16 protein-coding genes are annotated in these 26,031 nt (G+C 37.7%); 14 read left to right on the top strand and 2 right to left on the bottom strand.

What is annotated here, in order from left to right:
* Window positions 1-160: 160 nt before the first annotated feature.
* The 10 genes from L2586_RS10870 to L2586_RS10825 all read left to right on the top strand — a co-directional run bounded on the left by L2586_RS10870 (window position 161) and on the right by L2586_RS10825 (window position 17,909).
* Window positions 161-3,295: a SusC/RagA family TonB-linked outer membrane protein gene (locus L2586_RS10870; protein WP_235292920.1), complete on the top strand. Its 3,135-nt coding sequence runs from the start codon at window positions 161-163 to the stop codon at window positions 3,293-3,295.
* Window positions 3,296-3,312: 17 nt separating this feature from the next.
* Window positions 3,313-4,827 (top strand): RagB/SusD family nutrient uptake outer membrane protein, encoded by a 1,515-nt coding sequence (locus L2586_RS10865; RefSeq protein WP_235292919.1) that lies wholly within the window; start codon window positions 3,313-3,315, stop codon window positions 4,825-4,827.
* Window positions 4,828-4,974: 147 nt separating this feature from the next.
* Window positions 4,975-6,195: an oligogalacturonate lyase family protein gene (locus L2586_RS10860; RefSeq protein WP_235292918.1), complete on the top strand. Its 1,221-nt coding sequence runs from the start codon at window positions 4,975-4,977 to the stop codon at window positions 6,193-6,195.
* Window positions 6,196-6,248: 53 nt separating this feature from the next.
* Window positions 6,249-9,137 (top strand): glycosyl hydrolase, encoded by a 2,889-nt coding sequence (locus L2586_RS10855; protein ID WP_235292917.1) that lies wholly within the window; start codon window positions 6,249-6,251, stop codon window positions 9,135-9,137.
* Between the two features lie 36 nt (window positions 9,138-9,173).
* A complete protein-coding gene (locus L2586_RS10850) occupies window positions 9,174-11,306 on the top strand; it encodes a hypothetical protein (protein ID WP_235292916.1) in 2,133 nt (710 codons plus the stop codon).
* A 20-nt stretch (window positions 11,307-11,326) separates the two neighbouring features.
* Window positions 11,327-12,466 (top strand): glycoside hydrolase family 88/105 protein, encoded by a 1,140-nt coding sequence (locus tag L2586_RS10845; protein WP_235292915.1) that lies wholly within the window; start codon window positions 11,327-11,329, stop codon window positions 12,464-12,466.
* Between the two features lie 10 nt (window positions 12,467-12,476).
* Window positions 12,477-14,567 (top strand): TIM-barrel domain-containing protein, encoded by a 2,091-nt coding sequence (locus tag L2586_RS10840; RefSeq protein ID WP_235292914.1) that lies wholly within the window; start codon window positions 12,477-12,479, stop codon window positions 14,565-14,567.
* Window positions 14,568-15,041: 474 nt separating this feature from the next.
* A complete protein-coding gene (locus L2586_RS10835) occupies window positions 15,042-16,040 on the top strand; it encodes a glucokinase (RefSeq protein WP_235292913.1) in 999 nt (332 codons plus the stop codon).
* Between the two features lie 153 nt (window positions 16,041-16,193).
* Window positions 16,194-16,667 (top strand): phospholipase D-like domain-containing protein, encoded by a 474-nt coding sequence (locus tag L2586_RS10830; protein ID WP_262914145.1) that lies wholly within the window; start codon window positions 16,194-16,196, stop codon window positions 16,665-16,667.
* A 183-nt stretch (window positions 16,668-16,850) separates the two neighbouring features.
* Complete coding sequence (locus L2586_RS10825; RefSeq protein WP_235292911.1) at window positions 16,851-17,909, top strand: AI-2E family transporter; 1,059 nt, start codon at window positions 16,851-16,853, stop codon at window positions 17,907-17,909.
* A 147-nt stretch (window positions 17,910-18,056) separates the two neighbouring features.
* Here the strand turns inward: L2586_RS10825 and L2586_RS10820 are convergent, their stop codons facing one another.
* Window positions 18,057-18,953 carry a mechanosensitive ion channel family protein gene (locus L2586_RS10820; RefSeq protein ID WP_235292910.1) on the bottom strand — a complete coding sequence of 299 codons (897 nt, stop codon included), beginning with the start codon at window positions 18,951-18,953 and terminating at the stop codon, window positions 18,057-18,059.
* 333 nt (window positions 18,954-19,286) lie between these two features.
* Here L2586_RS10820 and L2586_RS10815 point away from each other — a divergent pair, with 333 nt between their 5' ends.
* The 4 genes from L2586_RS10815 to L2586_RS10800 are packed head-to-tail and all read left to right on the top strand — an operon-like array spanning window position 19,287 to window position 24,699.
* Window positions 19,287-19,760: a ribosome maturation factor RimP gene (locus tag L2586_RS10815; RefSeq protein WP_235292909.1), complete on the top strand. Its 474-nt coding sequence runs from the start codon at window positions 19,287-19,289 to the stop codon at window positions 19,758-19,760.
* Between the two features lie 12 nt (window positions 19,761-19,772).
* Window positions 19,773-21,008, top strand: coding sequence for a transcription termination factor NusA (nusA, locus tag L2586_RS10810; protein ID WP_235292908.1), 1,236 nt, complete (start codon window positions 19,773-19,775; stop codon window positions 21,006-21,008).
* A 36-nt stretch (window positions 21,009-21,044) separates the two neighbouring features.
* On the top strand, window positions 21,045-23,918 hold the full coding sequence (infB, locus tag L2586_RS10805; protein ID WP_235292907.1) for a translation initiation factor IF-2: 2,874 nt from the start codon (window positions 21,045-21,047) through the stop codon (window positions 23,916-23,918).
* Window positions 23,919-23,949: 31 nt separating this feature from the next.
* Window positions 23,950-24,699: a TIGR02757 family protein gene (locus L2586_RS10800; protein WP_235292906.1), complete on the top strand. Its 750-nt coding sequence runs from the start codon at window positions 23,950-23,952 to the stop codon at window positions 24,697-24,699.
* 151 nt (window positions 24,700-24,850) lie between these two features.
* Here the strand turns inward: L2586_RS10800 and L2586_RS10795 are convergent, their stop codons facing one another.
* A complete protein-coding gene (locus L2586_RS10795; protein WP_235292905.1) occupies window positions 24,851-25,891 on the bottom strand; it encodes a hypothetical protein in 1,041 nt (346 codons plus the stop codon).
* Between the last annotated feature and the right edge of the window lie 140 nt (window positions 25,892-26,031).

Here is a 26,031-nt window from a genome sequence, read left to right as displayed (position 1 = left end):
CACAAATATATTACTGTAAAGGGGAAGTAATTCGAAATTATTGTTGCTTTTGGAAAGATTTAAAGGCCAAAGGAAAAGATAATCTTTATAGTAGTAGATTTCTTTAACTCAGAAGAATCGAAAGATTACTTCATTACTTTAAATTAAAACTTTCTAAATCATGAAGCTTTTTCCTAAATACATCAAGAGGCGTACCCGCTATTTATGGTCTTTTTTCGCCATGCTTTTGATGTTTCAGTCGACTTTTGCTCAGCGAACTATTACTGGTGTAATAACAGACAGTAAAGATAATCTGCCTCTTATCGGAGCAAATGTTTTAGTTCCAAATACTTCGATAGGTACGATTACAGAAATTGACGGTTCATTCACCTTGTCTGTACCCGAAGATTCTAAATCATTGGAAATATCCTATACTGGATATGCGAATAAAATTATTTCAATTGACGGTGTTTCGAACGTCTCCGCTTCTCTTGATCTGGGACAGATCATAGATGAAGTCATTGTGATTGGTTACGGAACACAGAAAAGAGCAGATGTTACAGGTGCAATTGCCAGTTATTCTGCTGAAAAAATTGATGAACGTCCCATTAATAGAATAGATCAAGCATTAGTTGGCCAACTAGCTGGAGTTCGAGTGAAACAGACCAGTGGACTACCTGGAGCTGGTTTCAGTATCCAAGTTAGAGGAACGGGATCGATAGGTGCGAATAACGAACCTCTTTATGTTATCGACGGATTTCCATTAGAAGTTTCTTCACAGAGTTCCAGTGGTGGATTCGGAACTGGTAACCCATTGGACAACATCAATCCGAACGACATAGAATCTATTCAGGTTCTAAAGGATGCAGCTTCTGCCGCAATTTATGGATCAAGAGCATCTAATGGAGTTGTACTAATTACCACAAAAAAAGGTGGCGACGGAAAAGCTAAAATCAACCTTAATGTTAGTTATGGTTTTAATGAAACCGCTAAAAAACTAGATGTGTTGTCTGCCGAAGAGTGGGTAGATAGAGCATCAGAAATGATAGACTACGCTTGGGTTAATTCCGCTGAAGGACGAACAGCAAGTCAGTCGTCAGCTGAAAGGGAGGCTATCTTGGGAGGATTTAATAGAAATTTCATTAAAGATGATCGATGGGCACAACCAGGACACCCAGGACTGGTATACATAGACTGGCAGGATGAGCTTTTCAGAAGAGGTGCATTACAGAATTATAGTCTTTCCGCTCAAGGTGGAAACAAATACGCAAAGTACTTTGTATCAGGTGACTACTTAGACTCTGAAGGAATTGCTATCGGTGTTGGTTACAAGCAATTTTCTGCCAGAGCTAATATGGAAGTTACTGCAAGCGATAGGCTTACTATAGGAATTAATATTGCACCTTCCTACTCGATTGCAAGTAATCCTGGTGTAGAAGGAAAGGATCAGCAAATGCATATTGCTGCTGGAATGGTTCCAGTTTCTGAAGAGTCTGTAGGACTTGACGTAAATGTAGGAAACAACACTCCCTATACATGGGGTAGTTCTAGATCAAGTCCGGTACGTGTTGTAGAGAATACCATAGGTGATTCGAAAATATTCAGAACCATCGGTACTGTTTTCGGTAAGCTAGAATTGGCAGAAGGATTAAACTTTAAAACTTCCTTCAATTTAGACAACGTGGATCAATCCAGAAAATCATACACTCCGGCATGGGTGACTAGAAATAGAACATCTGGAGGAGGATTCTCTGGGTATAAAAGACAGACATTCGTAAGCGAAAACACATTGTCTTTCGATAGAACATTTGGTGGTGCTCATAATGTAAATACCATCATCGGAACATCTTATAACACCTCTAAATTCGACGCATTCAGAATAGGTGTTTCTGGAGGGTTCAATTCAGATGTCATCACTACACTTAATGCCGCTAACATTAACCCTGGTGGTACAAATACAACAGAAACGCAGAACACTTTAATCTCTTTCTTTGGAAGATTACAGTACAATTTTGCAGATAAGTACTTATTATCTGGTTCTTTAAGAAGAGATGGATCTTCTCGTTTCGGACCAGATACAAAATGGGGTGTATTCCCATCTATTTCTGCAGGATGGAGAATCTCTGAGGAAGCCTTTTTGAAACAAGTAGACGCTATTAGCAGCTTGAAAATTAGAGGTAGTTGGGGAATTTCTGGAAATAACGGAATCGGTGACTATTCTCATGTTTCTATACTTGGTTTCGATAATTACTCCTTCGGGAATTCACTGGCGTCAGGTCAAGTTCCTAGTAATTTCGCTAACTCTAGATTAGGTTGGGAAAAGTCGGAAACAATTGACGTTGGATTTGATCTAGGATTGTTTAACAATAGAGTTTATGCGTCTTTTGATTACTATACAAAGAGGAATTCAGATCTATTATTGAAAATACCAATCCCAACAGCTGTAGGGTTTTCATCTGCATTAACGAATATCGGAGAAGTGCTTAACAAGGGCTGGGAAGTGGAATTGACAACTAGAAACTTAACTGGTAAATTCTCTTGGTCTACAAGCGTGAATCTTAGTCATAACACAAATGAGGTTCTACAATTAGGACCAGAAAACACTCCTATTCTCGGAGGTGCATTTGACATCAACCATAATATATTGATGGTAGGCGAGCCAATGTATAGCTTATATGTAGTTCAACAAGAAGGGATATTATCGGCATCTGACATTGAGAATGGTGCTGCTTTATATGGAAAGCAAGTGGAAGGAGATCCTAAGTACTTTGATGCAGATGGTGATGGTGTGATAACTCCAGACGACAGAATATTATCTGGACATCCTAATCCTGACTACACTTGGGGAATAAATAATACTTTCAAATTTGCAGGTTTTGATCTAGGTGTGCTACTTCAAGGCCAGTGGGGAGGTAAAATTTACTCTACTTTCGGAAGAGGATTAGATAGAACAGGAATGGGTCCCGTTGAAAATACTTTAGGATTGCATAGAGATCGATGGCGTTCACCTGAAGATCCAGGTGCTGGACTACGAGGAAAAGCTAATTCATCTTTCGGCAGAATCAAGAACACAGATTGGCTATACGATAACGATTATTGGAGAGTACGAAATATTACACTCGGATACAACTTAGGTGATGTCATCAACATAAAAGGAATTTCTTCCGCTAGAATTTATGTCAATGCAGAAAATTTCTTCGGCGCTGATAAGTATGCAGGTGGATTCAATCCAGAAGCTGTAAACAATAGTGGTGATGATTATGGAGCTTTTCCACTTTCCAAATCACTAGTTGGAGGACTCAATTTTACTTTCTAATTTTTAACAGAATCAAAATGAAAAAATTTATATTAATTATATTTTCCTTTGTTGTTTTAGTTTCCTGTGAAAAAGAGCTTAATCTAGCACCGATATCTCAGGTGGGTAGTAATGGTTTCTTTGAAAACACGAATGCTTTTACGCAGGGAATAAATGGTGTATATGCATCATTAGGAGTCACAGGAAGCCAAGATTACCCAAGCTACTATGTGATATTAGACGAATCTCGTTCAGATAATATCTACTCACCTGGACAATCGGGTGTTAGAGACTGGAATGCGATTAACAATTTCTCTTCTACACTTGCAACTTTAGGTACCATTAATAATATCTGGAATATAGCTTATAACGGTATTATGAGGTGCAATACGATCTTAGACCAATTGGTAGAAAATGGTGGTGTTATCAGCCCGGCAGGTTTGAAAGCACAATATGAAGCAGAGGCTCGATTCATTAGAGCATTCTTATACTTTGATTTGGTAAAGTGGTTCGGAGATGTGCCTATATTCGACAAGTTCGTTTCTCCTACAGAAGCGCTGGAAATAGGACGATCCCCTGTAACTGATGTTTATAACTTGATCATTTCAGATTTAGAATTTGCAATTGCTAACCTACCTGCATCATTTTCTGGTGCAGATCAAGGTAGAGCAACTTCTATGGCTGCTAGAGGTATTCTTGCTAAAGTATACCTCACGAAGTCTGGGCCTAAACTTCATCCTAATGGACCTTGTGTAGCTTCCGGTGAATATGATAAAGCGTTAACACTTCTTAATGAGATCATTAATAGTGGTCAATTTTCCATGGTTGACGATTTCGAATCTATTTTCGACTATAACAATGAAGGAAATTCTGAAATCGTATGGGATCTTCAGTTCATCAGTGGTGGTGTAGGTGCTGGTGGTTACTACCCTACAGAATATTATGACGAAGGCTGGGCAAGAGTCAACTTACCATTTGCAGGTGGTAATCCTGGCGACGGTTCTAAAAGAATTTCAGAAGATCTTTTAAATTCATACGATGATGCCGACTTAAGAGTGGAACCTACATTCCAACTCAACTACGTGGGAGACTCGGGTGACACAATTGATGCTAAATTTTATGACAAATTTATGGATAAGGACTTTGCTGGAGGTGACCGATTTGATTGGTCATTAAATTATCCAATTCTCAGATATACAGATGTCTTAATGATGAAGGCAGAATGCATTTTACAAGGTGCTTCAGGTTCTCAGTCTGATGTAGATGATATTGTAAACAATGTTCGAGCTAGAGCTGGACTAGACCCAATTTCAGATATCAATTTAGACGTTTTACTAGCTGAGAGAAGAAAGGAATTCGCTGGTGAAAACCTAAGATGGGATGCATTGGTGCGAACAGGAAAAGTACTAGAGGTAATGCAAAACTTCAAAAACACGGAAGATAGTGCTGAAAAACTGGAAGAAATTAAAGCAGACTTCATCATTTACCCAATACCTCAAAAGCAAATTGATGTGAAAAAAGGCTTATACACACAAAACCAAGGTTATAAGTAATCCGTAGATTTTAAGTGTAAAAATCTCCTTTCATTTACTGACAAATCTAGCGCTAATTCCACGTGATGTGCGCTAGATTTGTCTATAAATGGGAGATTTTATTTCACTATCAGAATCTTAATAAATTAACACCAAATTCTTTTTAAGATGATCAATAAACTTCTCACTTTAATTCTTCTATTTGCATCCATAACCTTTGCTTGTAATGGACAAACACCAGTAATAGAAACCGGTGTGAATACCGCTTCCGTAACCGAATGGATCGACGCGTCTACTCATCACAAGATTAAACGACTCACCAATGGAGAAGGCAATAGAAGTTTCTATTTTCACAACAATCCATTTCTTAAATCTAAAGATGGAAAGGATGATCTGATGATTTATTACGGTGCTGTAGAAGGCAATAATCAACTATTCTCATTAAATCTGAAAACAAATGAATCCCGTCAACTCACAACCCATGAAGGTAAAAAGCGCGGTGAGATCGTTGGACGCAAAAGAAGAGTTGTTTTCTATCAAATTAAAGACACCATCTTTACCACACATATCGATACTAAAGAAACCAAAAAAGTTTTCGTCTTTCCAGACAACTTCAAAGCTTCTATATCCACATTGAACGCTGATGAAACACTTCTAGCTGGAACGTGGGCTTCGCCTGAAAAGGATACCATTTTAAAAAATCATCCATCGAAAGGAGAATTCTTTGACAGAATTTTCGACGCTAAGTTACCACACACTTTATTTTCGGTAAATGTTGATAATGGTGAATTGAAAGAAATTCATGCTGAAAACACATGGTTGGGTCATATCCAATTTTCCACCACTGATCCAGATGTACTGATGTTCTGCCACGAAGGACCATGGCACAAAGTCGATCGGATATGGAATGTCAATTTAAAAACAAACAATGTTGAAAAAGTACACGAACGAACTGTTTATCGCGAAATAGCAGGACATGAATTTTGGAGTTGGGATGGAAAGACCATTTACTATGATTTGCAAATTCCCCGTGGTGAAACCTTCTATCTAGCAGCATATGACGTAGAAAGTAATCGCATGAAAAAGTATGAACTAGATAGAAATGAATGGTCGATTCACTTTAATATCTCACCCGATCAGAAACTTTTCTGCGGTGATGGTGGAGATTCTGGGCAAGTCGCAAAAGCGAAAGATGGAATGTGGATTTACTTGTTCACACCAAGTGGTGATACTCTAGAATCACAGAAATTAGTCAACATGAAACATCACGGATATAAACTAGAACCTAATGTTCACTTTTCTCCAGATGGCCAATCGATAATTTTCAGAGCTAATTTCGATGGAACTGTACAAATATACGCAGTAGAAATAGAACCCTCAGCCCAATAATATTTACTAATTTGTTCAGAATGAATCATTTATCAAATTAAAAGACCCACTTTATGAAGCGAACAATCCTTTTCCTGTTATTCTTATCGATATCACCTTTTTTACTATCGGCGCAAAACGTTTGGCCTGAAGAAAGTTCCGAAACCAAACCCTGGAGTCGCTGGTGGTGGCACGGAAACAGTGTGACCAAGGAGGGAATAACTAAAGAACTAGAAAGTTTTCAGAAAGCAGGATTAGGAGGTGTCGAATTAACACCCATCTTCGGAGTGATTGGTGAAGAAGCAAAATTCGTCGATTTTCTATCCCAGGAGTGGATGGATTTATTCGTCTTTTCTTTAGAAGAGTCAGAAAGACTTGGACTACAAGTTGATCTTGCAACAGGAACGGGTTGGCCTTTTGGAGGACCTTGGGTAGAAAAGGAACATAGCCCTAAATACCTCGCACACCGCGTATTTTCAGTGAAGGAAGGCGAAAAACTTATTGAGAAAGTAGAATTAATCCAAGAACCGATTTTCAGAAGAGTGGGTAATGCTGCCATAGATTACTATGAATACTCTGAAAAAACAGGAAAGCGAATTACTCAAGTTACAGAGGAAGAAGTCACTAATCAAAAAATAGATATTACACTTGACGATATAATAGATCCTATAGAGACTAATCCTAATCTTCAGAAGATGGCTTTTGACCAAATTCGCTTCGAAGAGTCACTTCCTCTTATTTCACTTATCGCTTATAATGATTCTGGAGAGATACAAGATCTAACATCGCGTGTTAATAAATCTGGGCAATTAGATTGGGTGGCGCCAGCAGGAACATGGAAATTGTATGCAATCTTTCAAGGGTACCATGGAAAAATGGTCGAGAGGGCAGCACCAGGTGGAGAAGGAAATGTAATCGACCACTTCTCACACGAAGCAATTAATGATTATTTAGATTTTTTCGATAAAGCTTTTAAAGGTAATGAAATCAGTAGCCTCCGTGCTTTTTTCAATGACAGCTATGAAGTTGACGATGCAAAAGGACAATCCAACTGGACACCGAAATTACTTTCCTACTTTAAAGAAAATAGAGGCTATGATTTAACCGACTACCTTCCTGCATTGCTCGATGAAGAATATCAAGATCAAGAAACAAGAAATAGAGTAATCAGTGACTATAGGCAAACATTTAACGACCTCATTCTTGAAACCTTTACAAAAGATTGGGCTAAATGGGCACATGAAAATAATGCAACCGTCAGGAATCAATCACATGGATCACCAGGCAATATACTTGACTTATATGCAGCTTCCGATATTCCAGAAGCAGAAGGAACACAGCCGCTAAGAATAAAATTTGCTTCTTCAGCAGCCCACGTAAGTGGCAAGAAGCTAGCTGCTTCGGAAGCTGCAACCTGGTTAAACGAACACTTCCTTTCTGGACTTTCTGACCTCAAGCAAAACATAGACAATTATCTGGTTAACGGTGTGAACCATGTTGTCTATCATGGTACTGCTTATTCTCCAGATGAAGATGTCTGGCCAGGCAGATTATTCTATGCGGCGATTCATATGAATGATAGAAATCCGATGTGGAAACATGCTGCAACGCTGAATCAATACATTTCAAGAACCCAGTCAGTTCTACAATCAGGAAAGCCAGATAATGATGTATTACTATATTTCCCAGCATTTGATGTTTATGGAGCGCCACATTCTGAACTGCTTGCCCATTTCGATGGACATGGCTCTGATGTAGATGATTCTAACTTTGGTAAGCTGGCTAATCAGCTGATAGATGACGGCTATGAATTAGACTTCATTTCTGATGATCAAATTTTAAATTTAACTTTTAGTGGCAGCATCAATTCTTCAGGTAATCACTATCAAGCGATCGTTATTCCAGAAACGCAATTCATGCCACTAGCAACACTGGAAAAATTAAAAAAGCTAGCCGCTAAAGGGGCAAATATCGTTTTCGAAAACAACTTTCCTCATGACCTTCCTGGAATTTACGATCTAGAGAAAAGGCAAGAACAGTTAGCCAGACTAACAAATGATAAGTCTTCATGGTCTAAAGTTTCCATAAGCTCAGATGTGAGTTCAGCACTGGATAATCTTCAAGTTCGATCCGAAAACATTAGGAATCATGGTCTACAGTTCATTCGCAGAGAAATTAATCAAGAGGCATATTATTTCGTTACGAATTACTCCTCCGAAAACTTCGAAGGTTGGTTAAACCTTGCTGGTCCAGCAAATGAAATTGTAATCATGGATCCGATGACGGGACAGGCCGGTCTCGGCAGCATCCGAAAGTCGAAGAATGGAACAGAGGTTTATACTAAGATAGCAATAGGCGAAGGAATTATATTTAGATTAAGCAATCAAAAAAACGGAATTCCAGCATGGCACTATTATGCTACCGGTAACGAATCCATTGAATTTAACAAACCATGGCTCATTACTTTTAAAGAAGGCGGACCAACACTCCCACAGCAAATAAAAACAGATCATCCGATATACTGGACAGAAGCAGAAGGAATAGATTATGACCATTTTTCTGGTATCGCAACCTATACAACAACATTTAAAAAGCCAAAAGCAAAAGCAGATGCTTGGGTTTTAGAGCTAGGAGATGTGGGAGAAACCGCAAGTATTCGCATCAACGGACAGTTATTTAGTACTCTTGTTGGACCAGAATATACTTGTATTATTCCATCTTCATTGCTGAAGAAAAAGAACACCCTAGAAATAGAAGTTGCTAATAAAATGGCGAATCGTATTATTCACCTCGATCAAAATAACGTCTTCTGGAAAAGATTCTATAATACCAACTTTCCTCCGAGACTCCGTGAAAACTTTGGGCCTATGAGGATCTTTAGCGCCGCTAAATGGGACTTTCTTCCATCAGGATTAGCAGGACCGGTGACTATTAAATCACTATACCACTCTACCCCGAAATAACTTGAAATTAATGAAAATGTAATACCTTATTAAAAGATGAAAACACTAAAATACATCCTTCTTATATTCATATTCGCCTCTAGCCTTTATCTGCCTGATGCAAAAATAGACCGAGAACGTGTAGTCCTACGGAACAATGTGAAATTAACGGCCGTCGACACCTTAGGTTCCTTGACAGTAGGAAATGGTGAATTTGCGTTTACAGCTGATATCACAGGTCTCCAAAGCTTCCACGACTTCTATGAAAATGGAGTTTCACTGGGTACATTGTCTGAATGGGGATGGCATACGACCCCGAACCCTGATGAATATCGCTATGATGAAATATTGAAAACTTATGAGTCTTGTAACGACCTTGAAATTCCCATTGCTATTCAACATAAAGAAGGCCGAAAACAAAAAGTAACGAATTGGATTAGACAGAATCCACACCGGCTTCACTTGGGAATCATTGGGTTTAATTTCTATGATAACAAGGGAAACTTACTGAACATTGACGCTATTAAAAACCCTAAACAAGAGCTCGATTTATGGACTGGAAAGTTAACATCTACCTACGAAGTGAATGGTGAGAAAGTAGAGGTCATTACATACAGTGGTCAAGAAAACGATGAAGTTTCCTTTAGCGTAGAATCAAACTTACTTCGCTCTGGACAACTTAAAGTAAAACTCGACTTTCCATTTGGGAAAGAGTGTCATGTCTGCCCGGGTTATGACTGGGATCATCCAGAAAAGCATCGTTCTGTTTTAACCAAACCAAAGAACTCCAGCTTTAAAATTAAAAGAGACTTAGACAAAGATTCTTACTATGTCAATGGATCCTGGGAAGGAAACGCCACCATTACCGAAAAAGCAGCACACCGCTATGAAATTTCAGCGGGTCCTAATGCGAATCAGTTAGCATGTACTATCCGTTTTTCTCAGACCAACCCTATTGAAGAACCTTCGAATTTTGCAATCATAAAAGAGGAAAACGAAACCACTTGGCCATCCTTCTGGAGCAATGGAGGTTTTATGGATTTCTCTAAGTGTACCGATGCTCGAGCTCCAGAATTAGAACGTCGAGTTATTCTTTCTCAATACTTGACCAAAGTCAATTGTTCTGGAAACTATCCACCTCAAGAAACGGGACTGACCATGAATAGCTGGTATGGGAAATTCCATCTAGAAATGCATTGGTGGCATGGTGTTCACTTTGCATACTGGAACCGAACGGAATTAATGGAAAAATCACTTCCATGGTATAATGATATCATGACAGAAGCAAGAAATAGGGCTCAACGCCAAAATTTTGACGGTGTGAGATGGCCTAAGATGACTGCTAATAAAGGCATAAGTAGTCCTTCTAGTGTAGGAGAATTCTTAATTTGGCAACAACCACATCCAATATATCTTGCAGAATTAGCATATCGAAATGACCCTTCTGCCTTAGATAAATATGCTGATATCGTTTTTGAAACTGCTGATTTCATGGCCTCATTTGCTCAGAAATATACCGCTGATGGTAACTATCATCTTTGCCAACCCATTATTCCAGCACAAGAAATATTCCATGCAGACAAAACCAATGATCCGATCTTTGAATCCGTTTACTGGGAATATGCATTAAGTGTTGCTCAAGAATGGAAGCGAAGAAGAGGCGAGGAAGCAAATCCGAAGTGGGAAGAAGTGATCCAAGGACTCGCTCCGTTCTCTGTAAGAGATGGCTTATATCTTCCTTGCGATGGAGCAGACGAAGCTTATACCGATATAGAAAACCGAAGAGATCACCCCATTGTAACTGGAGCTCTCGGCGTCATGCCATTAGTAGATAGAATGGATGTCAATGTTATGGCCGCAACATTCGATGAAGTGATGTCCGAATGGAACTGGAAGACAACTTGGGGATGGGACTATCCTATGCTTGCCATGTGTGGTGCTCGGTTAGGAAAGCAAGATCAGGCCATTAATGCGCTTTTCATTGACACGCCTAAAAACACCTACTTGGTCAATGGTCATAATTACCAAGATAATCGATTACGACTTTACCTTCCTGGAAATGGTGCTTTGTTAACTGCCGTTGCGATGATGGCTGCCGGATGGGAAGATGGACCTAAAGTTTCAAATCCTGGTTTCCCTCAAGATGGAAGTTGGAACGTGATCTGGGAGGACCTAAAACCTATGTTATAAAGACTTAATAATTTAAAAATATGAAATACATAATGCACTCTATTGGTTTAGCTTGTCTGCTAGTCTTGAGTTCTTGTAAAACGGTCGCGCCCACCTTGCCTCCGAAGGACAAAACATTAGAAGTAATGGAACTTACTAACCAATATTTCATGGATAAATGGCCGGATGTAGGAAAGATCATCGTAACCAATAAGCCTCGTGCTAGCAACATCTGGACACGGGCAGTTTACTATGAAGGGTTAATGGCACTGCATAAGATTAACCCCAAAAAAGAATATTATCAATATGCTTATGACTGGGCTGAATTTCATAAATGGAACCTAAGAGATGGAGACACTTATACTAGAAATGCGGACAATCAATGCGCAGGACAGACCTACATTGACCTATATAAAATAGATCCAGCACCACATAAAATAAAATTCATTAAAGCCTCTATCGACAGTATGATGAATACAGACAAAATAGATGATTGGACCTGGATAGATGCCATACAAATGGGCATGCCCATCTTCGCTCAGTTAGGTAGTCTCTATAAGGACGACGCCTACTACGAGAGAATGTATGAAATGTATGCATATACTAAGAATAAAATGGGCGCTAACGGATTGTACAATCCAGAAGATGGACTTTGGTGGAGAGATGGAGATTTCGATCCGCCTTACAATGAACCTAATGGTGAAGATTGTTACTGGTCGAGAGGAAACGGTTGGGTCGTTATGGCTCTGGTGCGGGTTCTAGAACTTATTCCTGAGGATGAACCACACCGAAAAGAGTACGAATCAGATTTGATTAGCATGTGTGAAGCGCTAGCCAAAGTACAAAGATCTGATGGTTTCTGGAATGTTAGTCTTCATGATCCAACAAATTTCGGAGGACCAGAAACATCGGGAACAGCCATGTTCGTCCACGGAATTACATACGCCATTAACAATGGATTAATAGACCGAAAGAAATTCCTTCCAGTTGCACTGAATGGCTGGAACGCAATGGTTAATAAAGCAGTCCATCCTAACGGGTTTCTAGGATATCTTCAGAGTACCGGAAAAGAGCCTAAAGAAGGTCAACCATTAAGTTATGATAAAATACCAGATTTTGAAGACTATGGACTTGGAGCATTTTTGCTCGCAGGTTACGAAATACATCAACTAGCGCATTAAAACAAAACATATGATTAACATTTTTAAAGGAGCATTTTTATGCTTATTCGTTTTCATCATTGCATCTTGCAATACAGAAGAGAAAAAGATTAATGTAGAATTAGATGCCCAGCAATTTCCTCAGGTTAGCATAAATCTAGAAAAGGGACATTCCATGAAATTCATTAGCCCATCTAAAGATTTCGGTAGTATCGGATATCGGATGAATGGCGAAATACAATGGCTTACTGGCGAACCAACTATCTCTGAGACAGCTGGTAAGTATACTTTGTCATGGGATCAGTCAGATCAAGGTGTAGAGATGACCATTGACCTCAGTAAGAAAGACCCTGTAATATCTATTCAACATCTAACACCACCTACCGCACACAATGAATGGTTACTCAATCTTAATGCTCAGTCCGAGGAATACTTCACTGGTATTTTCGAACGGGTAGTCGATGGATCTCAGAATGAATCATGGAAAGATGACATTACTACAGGAATGAACCTCAGAGGTGAAAGAGTGGAAATGCATCTAAAGCCAACAGTTTCAGCCTATGCACCCTTCTATATTTCTTCAGAAGGTTATGGACTTTTTGTCCAAGGCACTTGGCCTGGTGTTTTAGACTTTTGTAAGAAGCATGAAAATGTGGTGGCTTTAAGTTGGGAAGGTCCCAAACTGGAATACAAACTATACCAAGGATCGCCTATGGAACTGGTACAGCAACATGCGTTAGAAACTGGACCATCATTGGTTCCACCAGCTTGGGCGCTAGGCCCATGGAGATGGAGAGACGAACATTTTAATGCAGGTCAATATTATGATGGTACTGTAAAAACAGCTCCCTATAATACAGATATAGTAGAAGATGTACTGATGATGGAAGCCTATGATATTCCATGTACTGCACACTGGATAGATCGACCATGGGGACCAGGAGTTCGAGGGTTTGATGACTATGAATTCGACGAAGAACGATTGCCTATGCCAGAGAAAATGATCTCTTGGCTCAATGGCAAAAACATAGAATTAATGCTTTGGATCGGACCATTCGTTATGGGAAAAATGGCAGATTATGCAGAAGAAAATAATTATGAACTAAAAAGTAACCGATGGAAAGACTCCAGACAAGTTCTCATGGATTTCACCAATCCTGAAGCAGCTAAGTGGTGGGGAGAAAATGGTCCTGGAAAGTTAGCGAAAATGGGTGTTAAAGGCTTCAAGCTCGATCGTGCTGATGGCGAGAAGTTACTAGATTCTCTTCATTTAAAAACACATGCCGGAACGACTTATCGAGAAAACTTCAATGATTACCCAAGACAATATGTAGAGGCAACGTACAATGCTGTTGCTCCTGTTCTAGGTGATGATTTTGTTTTATTTCCAAGAGCCCAGTATACAGGTAGTGCTAAATATGGAAGCATGTGGGCTGGCGATACCAATGGAAAACCAGAAGGATTGAGGTCTGCAATTATTGCACTCCAGCGGTGTTCCGTCATGGGTTATCCTGTATGGGGCTCTGATATCGGAGGTTATTGGGGTGACTTTTCACAAGAAACTTGCAAAAGATGGCTCGCTTTCGGTTGCTTTTCTCCTATTATGGAAACCGGCCCAACTAACAATAAAGGTTTTTGGAATAATCCGGAGGCACCTGCCTATGATGCCGAGTTAATTGCAACATGGAGGTTATACTCGAAATTGAGAATGAAGATCGTTCCTTATGTTTCTGAAATGGCAAAGATTGCTAGATCTACTGGTACGCCTATCGCTCGTCCTTTGTTTCTAGAATATCCAGATCAAAAAGAGAGTTGGGAAGATTGGCAAACCTATCTGTTCGGTGATGACTTATTAGTTTCAGCGATATGGGAATCAGGAAAGACAATGCATAAATTATTCTTGCCAGCAGGAGAAACATGGGTAGATGCATGGAGTGGCGAAGAACATGAAGGTGGAAAGTATATCACCGTAGATACGCCATTGCACAAAATGCCCATTTTTAAGAGAAAAGGATCGACTTTAGTATTAGGAGACCTCAATAAATTATACGAAGAGTCTCTTGAAATTGCACGCGTAAAACCAGATTTGAAAAAACTGCAAGCCAGTGAAAATTGGAGGTAATTTATAAATTATAAAATAATGCGTCACTTCAGATAAGAGAGATCTGTTGTGGCGTATATTTTCTTTACTTAGAATTCTAAAGAAAAGATTAGACTACTTTTCCTTGAAAAAAGCTTCCATTTTTAATCGACAAGCATTGTATCCTATCTCAAATATTTCATCTATATGGCTCTTATCAAAAGTGCCGAATTGATTAAGACCTTTATGTTTTACTCAACAATTCTAATTCCTATCATTTTAATCAATGACTTCAATTAGCCTAAAAAGGAGTCTACTTTACTAACTTACAAGTATTATATATAACCACATAATAAATATTCAACGTAAACTTACTTAATGATTGTTTTAATTAATAAACAAATGAATTGATTACTTTAGTTGGAAATATTAATATTGCTTTACAGGTTTTATAAAACATTGCTAATGTTTTATAAAATCGCCTTAACTAATTGATTTCTTTTTTTATCAAAAAATATGGTACAACATCTTGCACTTGATGTCGGAGGAACTAAAACCCACATCGCACTTCTCTCTAAAACTGGGCACTCACCGATAGCATTTATCAAGGAAAAAAAATATCATACTCAGCAAGTAGCAGGACTAGAGGAAGTACTCCTAGATTTTAGTCCCGATATGAGCAACATTGAATCGATAAGTATTGCGCTAGCCGGTCCCGTGATTAATGATGAAGCTCAATTAACAAATGTCTCGTGGAAAGTACAGAAAGACCAAATCATTAAGGCGACCGGTGTAAAGTCTATTTATCTAATGAATGATCTGGAGGCTTCTGCATTTGGAGTTCCGTTCATGAAATCCTCGGATTTACTTACCTTTTACAAAGCAGAAAATAGAATGAAGGGTAATGCAGCGATCATTTCTCCAGGTACGGGACTTGGAGAAGCTGGAATGTACTGGGATGGAAACGATTTTCATCCTTTTGCGTCTGAAGGCGGTCACTGTGACTTTTCACCTAGAGATAATACCGATGTAAATCTTCTTATTTTCCTTCAGCATAGATTCGGGCGTGTAAGTTGGGAGCGACTGGTCTCTGGAATGGGAATTGCTAATATTTTCGACTTTCTAAGGACTTCTTCTGAATACCAATTAGATAAAGATATGGAGCTCAGCTTATTAGATGGTGATGTTGCAGCTAACTTAAGCAAGGCTGCTGTGGCTGGAGAGCATATTGCAGTAGCTACTATGGATTTGTTCACAAGGTATCTTGCCATTGAATCAGCCAATTTAGTCTTAAAGTTTAAGGCAACTGGTGGCTTGTTTATCGGTGGAGGTATTATTCCGAAAATATGGAACGATCACTACGAAAGCTTATTTTTACAATACTTTTTTAGAGGAGGGCGGCTAGAACCTTTATTGCGAAGTGTAGATTTAACCATCATTTTAAATCCTAAATCCGTATTGTTTGGGGCTGCTCATTTCGGCATAACAAAAGGAGGAAAGACTAAGGATATTTAATAATGAGCTAACCATTATTCTTGGAGTGATCTCTCTATTATCTCGATAAAAAAATTGACCTAAAAATCAGCGACTTAATTCTTACACTAACCGAAAACTTGATGTTTATTATTTAATTCGAACTTAATCTAATATTGAAATGATCTACACCTTCTGGTACGCATTATATTCTATTATTGGGTTTGTTTTCATTGTCAATGTTTTGTTTATGGGAGACGACCAACTAAAACGCTAGCTGCTTTAAGCGGCGTCGATGTTCGAATAATGATCCCAGAAAAATCTGATAACATTGTTGTGAAATGGAGTATTAGATCCTATTTTCAAGAGATGTTAGAAGCTGGAGTACAAATTTATCTCTATAAAGATAGTTTTATGCACAGTAAAACCATTGTAGCAGATGATTCTGTATCTTCTGTCGGTACTGCTAATCTAGATGTTAGAAGTTTCGAGCAAAACTTTGAGGTGAACGCTGTAATCTACAACTCGAGCATCGCTCGTCAATTAAAGACTTTCTTTCTGGATGATTGTACAAAAAGTGACCAACTGAATTTACAAGAATACCTCCTACGGCCGAGGAGCGACAAGGTCAAAGAGGGACTTGGGAAAATATTCAGCCCTATCCTTTAATGCTGATAGCTATAGTACCATAAGAATGATCCGTGAGTTGAGTTAAATGACAAAGATCAGGACAACCTTAGACCGATCTCATCAAGAATGTTTATTTATTGTTTTAAATTTATGCAACGTTTCAGATAGGAAAGCGGGTTATGTGCTTCTGATTATTTAATATTTTCACCAAAATTGGGTCTTATGTCAAAGGATATTACAGAAAGTAATTACAAGAAGTTTTTCATACCTTTTTTACTCATCGTTACTACGATCCTATTTTTAACAATCATCTGGGATTATATTCTAGCCGTTTTTTTAGCGGCGATTATTAGTGGTCTCCTTTATCCGTTTTACAAGTGGGTTTTAAGAAAGCTAAAAGGGCGTAGTTCCCTTGCATCTATTATCGTCCTGAGTCTTGTCTTATTGGTCATCATTATTCCTTCTATATTTATGATTAGCTTAATTGTGAATGAAGCTATTTATGTTTCAGAAGAATTCGGACCACTTGTACAAGAGCAATTAAAAAACTCAGCGAGCCCCGACCATCGGCTCCCAAATTGGTTACCATTTTCGAATGAATTAGAACCGTACAAAGTCCAATTGTTTGAAAAGGTAAGCGAGTTAGCTGGGCGGGCTGGAAATATATTAGTTAGTAATCTAACCGCACTTACTCAAGGGACATTCGTGTTTTTCCTGAATTTATTCATTCTATTATATGCCTTGTATTATTTCTTGATTAAAGGAGAGAAATTAGTAGAGCAAACATTTGACTACGTTCCATTAAATCAAGATGATTTCCAACAATTAATAAATCAAGGATTATCTGTTACCCGAGCTACCTTAAAAGGAGCATTATTTATTGGTTTGTTGCAAGGCACACTGGTCGGGTTAGCCTTCTGGGTAATCGGCATTCGGGGCGCAGCCTTTTGGGGAGCCATTGCAGCAGCCATGTCCGTTATTCCAAGCATAGGAAGTGGAATCGTGTGGGTTCCAGCGGTAATCTATTTATTCATTACTGGTGAGGTCGTTTCGGCTATTGGATTAACGATTTGGGGGGCTGCGATCGTCGGTACTATAGATAATTTATTGCGTCCTCACCTCGTAGGAAAAGATACACAAATGCCTGATTTACTAATCTTGCTGAGTACGCTCGGAGGCCTTAGTTTTTTCGGAGTAACTGGGTTTGTACTCGGGCCAATTATTGCCGGACTTTTGATGACGATCTGGGGTATTTTTCGGAAATCGCTGAGCAATATTTAACAATAGCCAATTAAAGTTAAAACCTATACTTAATTTTATTACCTTAAATCTTATCTACTCTAATTGACATTATACTCCACTATTATCCCTAATTGATAAGCTATTTTATGTTAAAAAAATGCTAAACCTATAAAACTAAAATTTAGTTTAAGATTGTTTCTCCTCAGGAATCATTTCTATTAATTCAGTTCCACCTTTTACTCCGAAATCTAATGTTCTTATCGGGAAAGGAATGCTGATATCCGCATCATCAAACGCTTGCTTCAGTCTGATTATACCTTCACTTTTCGCTTCTAGAAACTGCCATACATTCTCCGGATTAGTCCAGAATCTGAGTTGGAAATTAATAGAACTATCACCAAAGCTTAGAAAAATAAACTCAACAGGTCTTGGTACACCTTGATATGCTAAATCAGCAACGGAGTTCATTGCAATTTCCTTTACTTTTCTTAAATCGTCACCATATGAAATTCCACATAATATTTCCGCACGACGGATGCCATTCGTAGACATATTTTTCACAGGATTCTGTAGCACCATTTTATTCGGAATACTTACTTCTTCCCCTGTTAAGGTTCTGAGCATGGTATTTCTCAATGTTATCGCTTGAACGGAACCCACATGACCATTTGTTTCTATGAAATCCCCAATTTTAAAAGTAGATTTCACACTCATGATTACTCCAGAAAATAAGTTCATCAGTGGGTCTTGCAATGCCAGACCAACTGCTAATCCCATAACTCCTGCAGAGGCCAGTACTGTTGTAACGGACTTAGAAAGACCAAGAATAGATAGAATCAGTACTAGAAGTGAAATATAAAGTAGTGCGCTGATGACATTAGAAATCAGCTGACCCAGAGCTACATTCGAAGAGAACTTTTGGCTAATTTTATTTACTCTTCCTTTAGCTAACCTAATAACCCATATTCCCAGGACTAATACTATAAGCACTAGGGTGATGTTAGGAATAGATAAAACAAGTTTATCAGCCCACAAGCTTAGTTTTGTTTGGATTAAATTAAGTGTCTCAGACCAACTGTCCATAAGTGATGTAATTTTATAAGTTAACTAGTTTAGATTTGATAATGATTCAACAGGGTGCACTATCAAATCAAAAATTGGCTATAAAGTTCAAAATGACTAAGTGAATTTTTGATTAAAAACACAGAATAATGACCTTAAAAAAATAGAAATAGATTCCATAAATGGATATACACCTGAAAATACAATTGTGGTTCTTAGACCCTTTATTTTAACATTTACAACTCATTTAATAAAAAGCATTGAATATTAAATGAAATTAAGTATATTTGCACTGCTTTTGAGGAAAGAGGGAACATAAATGATTCCCTCTTTTCATTTATAAGAATATTTGATTTGAAAGAAGAACAGATTATCCAGCTTTTAGAAGCGTATTTCCAGGAAAGTGAATTAGAAGATTGTTTTGTTACTGAACTTAGTGTCAGTGGAAGCAAAATTTTAGTGTTTGTGGATAGTGATTCTGACATGGGCTTTAATAAGTGCCGAAAAATTAGTAGATTTCTGGAAAGTCACTTTGACGAGACACAAGTTTTTGGAGAAAAGTACCTTTTAGAAGTTTCATCGCCAGGAATAGGAAAGCCTTTAAAATTCAAAAGACAGTATATCAAGAACATTGGACGGACTGTTGAAGTTACATTAAAGGAAGATGGGAAGAAAGTTAAAGGTTTGCTGAAAGATGCAAACGAAGAGGGAGTCGAATTAGAATATGAGGTGAAAGAAAAGCAAGGAAAAAAGAATATAAAGAAGACGATCCTTCATCCAATTAAAGATGAGGAGATTGAAAAAATAATTGTAAAAGTCAGTTTTTAAAATATTTGCAATATGAATTTGGTTGAAACTTTTTCCGAATTTAAGGGAAGTAAGAATATAGATAGACCCACCATGGTGAGGGTATTAGAGGATGTATTTAGAACTTTGATCCGAAAGAAGTACGGTTCAGATGAAAATTACGACGTCATTGTAAATACGACCAATGGTGATTTAGAGATGTGGCGTGTTCGAGAAATCGCACCAGATGGTGAGGTTACGGATGACAGATCGCAGATTTCAATTTCAGAGGCATTAAGTATTGATGAAGATTATGAAGTAGGGGAAGAGTGTTATGAGCAATTAACGCTTGAGGAATTCGGACGAAGATCAATTATGGCTGCAAGACAGACACTGATCTCTAGAATTATGGAATTAGAGAAAGATGAGATCTTTAAAAGATATTCTGATAGAGTTGGTGATTTAATACTTGGTGAAGTTCATCAAATATTGAAAAGAGAAATTTTAATCGTGGATGATGTTACTGGAAATGAATTAATCCTACCAAGATCTGAAATGATTAAAGGAGATTTTTTCAGAAAAGGTGATATGGTGAAAGGAGTTATCAGTAGAGTAGATATGAAGAACAACAATCCAGTTGTTATTATGTCTAGAACGGATAGTGTTTTCTTAGAAAAACTACTAGAGCAAGAAGTACCAGAAATAGAAGATGGATTAATTACAGTTAAGAAAATTGTTAGAATTCCTGGTGAGCGTGCGAAAGTAGCTGTAGAGTCTTACGATGATAGAATAGATCCAGTAGGAGCGTGTGTCGGAATGAAAGGTTCTAGAATTCACGGTATTGTTAGAGAATTGAAAAATGAGAATATAGATATTGTTAACTTTACCAATAACAGTATACTATTTATTCAGAGATCATTAACTCCAGCAAAGGTTACGAACATAGAGTTAAATAACGAAACTATGACTGCGGCTGTATTTTTAAAGCCTGATCAAGTTTCATTAGCAATAGGAAAAGGAGGATCGAACATTAAATTAGCTGGTAAATTAACTGGTTATGAAATAGATGTTTATAGAGATTCTGATGAATTAGAAGTAGATGATGTAGATTTGGACGAATTTTCTGATGAAATCGAATCATGGGTAATAGACTCATTGAAGTCTATAGGATGTGATTCTGCAAGAAGTGTCCTAAATTTAAGTAAAGAAGAATTAACAAGAAGAACAGACTTAGAAGAAGAAACAGTAGACGATGTCCTGAAAATATTGGCATCTGAGTTTGAAGAATAAGTCTTTACTTCGTAAATAAAAATATATTTAGACTGCATGGCTAGACGTCTGGTTAAAATAGCAAAAGAATTAAATGTCGGAACGGCAACGATCGTAGAACACCTGCATAAGGCGGGTTTTGAAATCGATAATAAGCCCACATCCAAGGTTTCGGATGAAATGTACGACCAGCTGCTAAAGCAGTTCAGTAATTCTATTGCCGAAAAAGAAAAAGCGGATAAACTAGTTATAGGAACTAGGATTAAACCCGAAGATGAGAAACCGAAACTTTTCTCAAAACCACCAGTTTCTACTCCTAAGGTAGAAGAGCCTGTGGCTAAGAAAGAAGAGCCTGTAGTAGAAGAAAAAGAAGTTCCTGTGGTGGAACCTGAAGTGGTAGAAGATGTAAAAGAGGAAGTGAAAACCCCTGCAGAAGCAGAAGTTGAATCTAACAGACCTCATCAGCTTAAAGTAATCGGCAAGATTGATCTGGATGCTCAGAAAAAACCTAAACCAAAGGCAGAAGAACCTGTGGTGAAGAAAGAAGAGCCAGAAGTGAAAAAAGAGGAGCCTGTAGCTGAAAAGAAAGAAGAACCAACTGTCGTTAAGGAAGAAAAGCCTGTAGTAAAGGAAAAAGTTGAAGAAACTTCGAAAACTTCTGATGAGGCTGTAAAACCAGCTCCCGCAGAAGAAAATAAATTGATACGAGCGAATGCACCTACTTTAAAAGGACCAAAAATCCTTGGTAAGATCGATGCTGCTAAGCTAAAAGAAATGAATCGTCCTAAGAAGAAAGATACGGACGATAAAAAAGGACAATCTGCTAATTCTACAGACGCCAACAAGAGAAAGCGTAAACGTAAAAAGGTACCAGCTAAAAACTTCCAGTCTCAAGGAAGCGGAAGCGGAAGTAACAGCGGCGGAAGCAATAACAGAGGTGGAAATAGAAACTCTAACTCGAATAGAAGTGGTGGTTCTAAAGGCAAAAGAGAAGATGAGATTAAAGAAGTTTCTCAAAAAGAGATAGAAGATAAAATCAAAGCAACAATGGCTAGACTTTCCAATCGTGGAAAGAACAAACGCCAGAAAATAAGAAGAGATAATAGAGAAGATAAAAGAGAAAAACAAGAAGTTAAAGATTTAGAAGGCGTAACTGAAAAAATTCAATTGACTGAATTTATTTCTGTCTCTGAATTCGCAAACTTGATGGATGTTGGTGTAACAGATGTTATTACAACATGTATGAATCTTGGAGTAATTGTCTCTATTAATCAGCGACTTGATGCTGAAATTATTGAATTGTTAGCTGATGAATTTAATAAAGAAATTGAATTTATCTCAGCAGTAGAAGAGGATGACGACTTCGAAGAAGTTGCAGATGATCCAGCAGATCTTGTACCAAGAGCTCCGATTGTAACCGTAATGGGTCACGTGGATCATGGTAAAACATCTTTACTGGATTTTATCCGAAACGCGAGTGTTGCTGACGGTGAAGCCGGTGGTATCACACAGCATATCGGAGCCTATGAAGTAAGAGTCGGAGAAGGAAGAGATAAAGTAACATTCTTAGATACACCAGGTCACGAAGCCTTTACAGCGATGAGGGCTAGGGGTGCGAAAGTTACAGATGTATCTGTTATTATAATTGCAGCGGATGATAACATAATGCCTCAAACAAAAGAGGCCATTAGTCACTCTCAAGCAGCCGGAGTACCGATGATCTTTGCAATCAATAAGATTGATAAACCAGGTGCATCTCCAGATAGAATTAAGCAAGAACTTTCAGGAATGAATCTATTAGTAGAAGAATGGGGTGGTAAGTACCAATCTCAAGATATCTCTGCTAAAACAGGTCTGAATATTGATAAATTATTAGAAAAAATAGTTCTAGAATCTGAACTACTAGAACTTAAAGCTAATCCTAATAGAGAAGCTGTAGGTACCGTAATAGAAGCATCTTTGGATAAAGGTCGTGGATATGTTACAAAAATTCTAGTTCAAAATGGAACGCTAGAAATAGGAGATCCTATCGTTTCTGGAGAACACTCTGGAAAAGTGAAGGCCATGTTTAATGAGAAAGGAAAGCGAGTTAAAAAAGCTGGACCTTCTCAGCCAGTATTGGTTCTAGGACTTAGTGGAGCACCTCAAGCAGGTGAGAAATTTAAAGTTGCTGATTCTGAACAAGAAGCAAGACAGATCGCCTCTAGAAGAGGTCAGATTAAGAGAGAACAAACCAATAGAGCTAGTAAGCGTATTAGTTTAGATGAGATCGGAAGAAGATTAGCATTAGGAACATTTAAAGAACTGAACCTTATTATTAAAGGGGATGTGGATGGATCTATCGAGGCGTTAGCGGATTCATTACAGAAACAATCAATAGAAACCGTTCAGGTTAATATCATACATAAAGGTGTAGGTCAGATAATCGAATCGGATGTATTATTAGCATCTGCATCAGATGCCATCATCATCGGTTTCCAAGTTAGACCATCTATGGGCGCAAGAAACCTTGCCGAAAAAGAAGGTGTAGAAATCAAGACTTACTCTGTAATTTATGAAGCCATTGATACGATTAGAGCTGCCATAGAAGGTATGTTAGAACCGACTCAAGAAGAGAAAATCACTGGCCAGGTTGATGTTAGAGAAACCTATAAAATTTCTAAGATTGGTACCATTGCGGGTTGTATTGTTCAAGATGGTTCTATTTCTAGAAACTCTAAGATCAGAATTATACGAAACGGAATAGTTGTATATCCTACCAAGCCAGGAACAGTTGGTGAAATTAGCTCATTGAAGCGTTTCAAAGACGATGTGAAAGAAGTTAAGAAAGGACTGGAATGTGGTATTACGATTAAGAATTATAATGATATTAAAGAAGGCGATACTATCGAAGTTTACGAAATCGTAGAAATCAGACAAACGCTGGATTAATACATTGCTGAAATTAAAAGAACATTTTGACATGAAAGTAGAGCAATTCAATTGCCCTACTTTCATTGATAAAGATCCGATTTCTATTCCTCACAAATTTTCTCTTAAACAAGACATTGAAATCATAGGTTTCTGGGTTGCTATGCTTTCCTGGGGACAACGGGTAACCATCATTAACAAATCTAACTTGTTAGTTGACATGATGGGAGGACATCCGTACGATTTCATCATGAATCATAAGGAAAGCGACCTCGAACCTTTCGAAACATTCAAGCATCGGACTTTTAACGGTGATGATACCTTGTATTTTATACACTTCTTCAGGAAATTATATTCGAAATACGAATCACTAGAACAGGCATTTACTCAATTCCGAAAAACAGATGAAAATCAAATCGAAGAAATGTTCTCTGGATTCAATGAGTTCTTCTTTGATGATGAATTTGCGCTAAGACGTACTCAAAAACATGTCGCTTCTCCAGCTAGAAAATCAACTTGTAAACGACTAAATATGTTTTTCAGATGGATGGTTCGAAAGGATAATAATGGAGTAGATTTCGGTTTATGGGATGATATCCCAATGTCCGCTTTGAAGATTCCATTGGATGTTCATGTAGAACGAGTTGCTAGACACTACGGCTTACTCACTCGTAAGCAAAGAGACTGGCAAGCCGTTATAGAAATCACAGAACACTTGCAAAGGTTCGATCCGCAAGATCCAGTCAAATATGATTATGCATTATTCGGTGAAGGAATTTTAGAGAAAGATAATTTAAAATAAGAATTTCTATATATAAAACTAGACCTCATGATCGTAAATAAAATTTCAATATTAAAAGATCATATTTCTTCGATATCTCCAAGCACTAAATTTTTATAAAGATTTCATACTATATTTCCAGCAGTTTTATTAAAACATAATACACGCTCCATCAATTTTCTATATATTTTATTTTAACACCCTTAAGGCCATTAAAACCGGTAACATCGCCCTCATCAATATCTTTCACAGTTAAAAAGTAGGCAAAATTAGAGGTAATCTGAATATTTGTCGTAGAAGTAATAACTTTATGACCACTAGTGGAATTATCTGTGCTTATAGTATAAAAAGAACTAATAAAATTGCTATTAATATTTTTTAAATTAAAAGTGCAGCTAAAATTATTATTATTAGAATCATAAAAATATGCGCTTAGCTCAGTAATTATAGAACCAACAGGCAAAACAACCGGAGCTATTAAAGGTGAACCATATGCTATTCCTTCATAGATTACATAATTATTCAAACCTAGTGTACTAAATGAGGCTGCAGGAATCATTATTTCTTTAGTCTTTACTTCGTCTAAAACATATGTTGCATCAGCATATTCTTTGGTGATTAGCGATTTATTTCCACCACTTTCAATAATATTATTAGTCATTAAAGGGGCTAATAACTCGCCATTCGACTTCAATTTCAATATAGGGGTATCATTCGCTCCAAGTATTAAATCATTGCTATTCGCATACATTCTAGTAATCCCTGCACCACCCCCTCCAGTCGCAATACCAATTCTGAAATTATAAGTGGCGTTGCCTATCCGAAAATCTCCCGCATTTCCAGCATCTAGATTCCAATCTCCACCTAGAATATCCAACTTTGCTTCAGGGTTTGCGACCCCTATACCCACATCACCCACTGACGAAATGCGCATATATTCAGTAAAAGCAAGTGTATTGTCGTTATATGTTGCAAACACAAAGTTATAATCAGGGTTCCAAGCTATTGAAGGATCTGGATACGTTGTGCTTCCGCTAAATAAGCGCACATATTTGGACTTGTCTTGATTAGAAAGATTAAAACCCGCAGGATCCACATTGTTCGTTGATCGCACATCCAAAGTATGTTCTGGATAAATTTTATTAATACCTACTTGCTGGGCTTTGATTGAATTAAAGAACATGATCAGAGAAAATAAAAGTAGTGATCGCATTTTTTTCTTATTAAAATATTAGTTTTTTTTAGTCAATATTTATTGCAGTCATTTTTCATAACTTCAATATTAAAAGAAAATACAATGAAAAATATCTTAAAGAAAGCGCCACCTAGTTAAGTGCATAACCCAATTATTAA

The sequence above is a fragment of the Portibacter lacus genome, from assembly GCF_021533215.1.
Classification (GTDB): Bacteria; Bacteroidota; Bacteroidia; order Chitinophagales; family Saprospiraceae; genus Portibacter; species Portibacter lacus.
Note: the sequence above shows the minus strand (reverse complement) of the source record. Positions and strands in the feature narration are given on the sequence as shown.